Source organism: Francisella noatunensis subsp. noatunensis (genome assembly GCF_009823375.1).
Classification (GTDB): Bacteria; Pseudomonadota; Gammaproteobacteria; order Francisellales; family Francisellaceae; genus Francisella; species Francisella noatunensis.
Genome location: NZ_WBSX01000155.1, coordinates 1 through 3,177 on the forward strand (window position 1 = coordinate 1; position 3,177 = coordinate 3,177).

Consider the following 3,177-nt stretch of genomic DNA (forward strand, 5'->3'; position numbering starts at 1 on the left):
AACTAGCAAGACTGGCATCAAAGTATTCTTTGCTGATCCATACAGTCCTTGGCAAAGAGGTACTAATGAAAACATGAATAGGTATATCAGACAATTTATACCTAAAGGTACTAACTTTAACAATATATCTCATCAATACATTAGAAAGTTACAGATAGACTTGAATAATAGACCTAAGAAATGTTTAAATTACTTGACACCTAATGAAGTACATTTTGGTATCTCTATAAACATTGAGAATACTATCTAGCATGTCAATAGTAGGGCCAAGACCTGAAAGACAAGAGTTAATCGATGAGTTTGCAAAAGAGACTCCTTAATTCTTGTATAGAACCAAAGTTAAAGCTGGAATTACAGGATATGCTCAAGTTTTGACAAGCTATGCAACTTTGCCGGAAAATAAGCTTAAGCTCGATCTTGTATATATTAGAAGATGGAGTTTTGTTTTTGATTTACTTATTATTATCGAGACAGTTAGAGTTATTTTTATGAAGATTTTTAGTATATTTCTATCAAAAAAAGAGGTTATAGATAGTAAAGTATTAAATCAAATAGATACAAATTATATAGAGTACAAATATGAATAAAATAATATTAGTAACAGGTGGTACAGGCTACATAGGTAGTCACACAGTTGTTGAGCTTCTTGATAGAGGATATCAAGTTGTTGTGGTTGACAATCTTTCAAATAGCAAACTATCTGTAGTTGATAGAGTTAAGACAATCACAGGCAAAGATTTTGATTTTTATGAGATAGATCTTTTAGACAAAGATAAGTTAGAGAAAATCTTTCAAGAGCATAATATAGATGCGGTGATTCACTTTGTTGGTCTCAAAGCTGTTGGTGAGAGTGTGCAGAAGCCTTTGGCTTATTATCATAATAATCTATTAAGTACACTAAATTTACTTGAGTTAATGCAAGAGTACCAAGTTTATGATTTTGTATTTAGTTCATCAGCGACTGTATATGGTATGTCTAATATACCACCATTTGCAGAGGATCTACCTCTTAGTACAACCAACCCTTATGGTGCGACTAAGTTAATGATAGAAAATATATTAGCAGACCTACAAAAAGCTGATAATAACTTTAATATCACATGTCTTAGATATTTCAATCCTGTAGGAGCTCATAGCAGTGGGATAATTGGCGAAGATCCTCAGGGTATCCCAAATAATCTAATGCCTTTTGTTGGGCAAGTTGGCTCTGGCAAATTATCTAAGCTTAGTATATTTGGTGGTGATTATGACACTCGAGATGGTACTTGTATTAGAGACTATATCCATGTTGTAGATTTGGCGATAGGGCATATATTAGCACTTGAGCATGTCTCAAAAACTAATCCTGATTGGCGAACATATAATTTAGGCTCAGGTAATGGCTGCAGTGTATTAGATATTGTCACAGCGTATGAGAAAGCTTTGGGCAAAAAGATTCCATATCAAATAGTTGATAGAAGAGCTGGTGATATTGCTGAGATGTATGCAAATGCTACAAAGGCAAAACAAGAGCTTGGTTTTGAAACAAAAAAAACTATAGATGATATATGTATTGATATTGTTAGGTGGCAAAATTACGCCAAAGAGAATGATATCTAAAAAAATGAAGATCCTACATGTATTTAAGTCATTTTATCCGTATACCTATGGTGGTATAGAGAAGTTCATTCATGAGCTATCAGTCGCTATGGATAAAAAATATGATTTGGATATACATATTCTAGCTATGGATAAAGAAAATCAAACTATACACAAAGATTTTTATACATTGCATTTTGCTAAAACAAATTTAAGTATAGCCTCAACAACTTTTTCATTCTCGGCAATTAAGAAATTCAAAGAATTAGCTAAGAAGGTTGATCTTATCCATTATCATTTCCCATATCCGTATGCTGATTTGCTGCAGACTATTTGTAAGCCAAATAAGCCATATATAGTCACGTACCATTCAGATATTATCAAACAAAAAAAGTTGATCATATTGTATAAACCTTTGATGAGAAAGTTTCTTAATAGTGCAAAATATATTTTACCAACATCCCCTAATTATCTTGAAAGTAGTCAAATACTCAAACAAGTTAAAGCTTGTAAAAGAGTTATTCCAATAAGCTTGAATAAGTCAGATTATGATATTGATGAAGATAATTATCAGTATTGGAAAAGAAATATTGGCTTTGAAAAGTTTTTTATTTATATCGGTGGGTTGAGATATTATAAGGGTTTAGATGTCTTGATCGATGTTATGAAAGAGCCAGATTATCCACTTGTTATAGTTGGCGATGGTGATCAAAGGGAGTTGCTTGAGCAAAAGTTAATCAAAATAATCTACAAAATGTAAAATTTGTCGGTGCTTTGGATGATAAAGATAAATTATCATTACTAAAATTAAGTTATGCTTTGGTGTTACCATCAAATATAAGAACAGAAGCTTTTGGATTAGTCTTGCTAGAGGCTAGCATGTTTGCTAAACCAATGATAACTTGTGAAATTGGCACAGGTACAACCTTTGTAAATATTGATAAACAAACAGGATTGGTAGCAAAGCCAGATGATAATCAAGACCTAGCTAACAAGCTCAAAGAGCTTTGGCAAGATGAACAAAAAGCTCAAGAGTATGGAGCTAATGCTAAAGCTAGATTTGATGATATCTTTAGTCTAGAAAAAATGGTAGTCAGTTATAAGTCGGTTTATGATAAAGTTATAGAGAGCAGTATTAAGTGAAACAATTTTTTAAATATTTTTTTGGTATTTTAGATACCACTCAGAAAAAAAGATTTTTTTATATCTTGTTTTATTATTTTTAGGTTCCACATCTTCAATGTTAGGTGTTGGAGCAGTTATTCCTTTTGTAAGTGTGTTAGTTAATCCAAGTCAATTTGATAATATGATATTCTTAAATGGTTTTAGCCATTTTCAAATAGTGCTTATGAGCATAGCTTTATTGATCTTAGCTTTTTGGATAAAGAATATAATTGGTGTGGCACTATTTTGGTTTCAAACCAAATTTTTAAACTCTATAGTTCTTAGTATTCAGCAAAAGCTATTTAAAAGCTAGATTGTATTCTGAAAGTTTTAAATAGTTGAAAGAGAGTTCCAAATATAGTTTATTAGGTTTTGACGAAACTAAAATAAACGATAAGGAACTAAAAAATGCCAAAGTACTTAACTCTTTCAAAT

General features: G+C 31.3%; 2 protein-coding genes and 3 pseudogenes. All 5 read left to right on the forward strand.

The window, feature by feature from the left end:
- Positions 1–250: IS30 family transposase (locus F8C69_RS09755; protein WP_159183763.1), on the forward strand; the 250-nt coding region annotated here is incomplete at its 5' end.
- A 1-nt stretch (position 251) separates the two neighbouring features.
- Positions 252–587 (forward strand): annotated as a pseudogene (locus tag F8C69_RS09760) (sugar transferase); the annotation flags it as partial.
- Positions 580–1,599 carry a UDP-glucose 4-epimerase GalE gene (gene galE, locus F8C69_RS09765; protein ID WP_159185019.1) on the forward strand — a complete coding sequence of 340 codons (1,020 nt, stop codon included), beginning with the start codon at positions 580–582 and terminating at the stop codon, positions 1,597–1,599. The pseudogene F8C69_RS09760 and the gene galE, both read left to right, overlap by 8 nt.
- A 4-nt stretch (positions 1,600–1,603) precedes the next feature.
- Positions 1,604–2,721, forward strand: a pseudogene (locus tag F8C69_RS09770) (glycosyltransferase family 4 protein).
- Positions 2,718–3,049 (forward strand): annotated as a pseudogene (locus tag F8C69_RS09775) (ABC transporter ATP-binding protein); the annotation flags it as partial. The pseudogenes F8C69_RS09770 and F8C69_RS09775, both read left to right, overlap by 4 nt.
- Positions 3,050–3,177 lie beyond the last annotated feature (128 nt).

Bases quoted from the DNA above. Each gene is read 5' to 3' on its own strand.
- galE (WP_159185019.1), top strand. From the start codon at position 580: ATGAATAAAATAATATTAGTAACAGGTGGTACAGGCTACATAGGTAGT.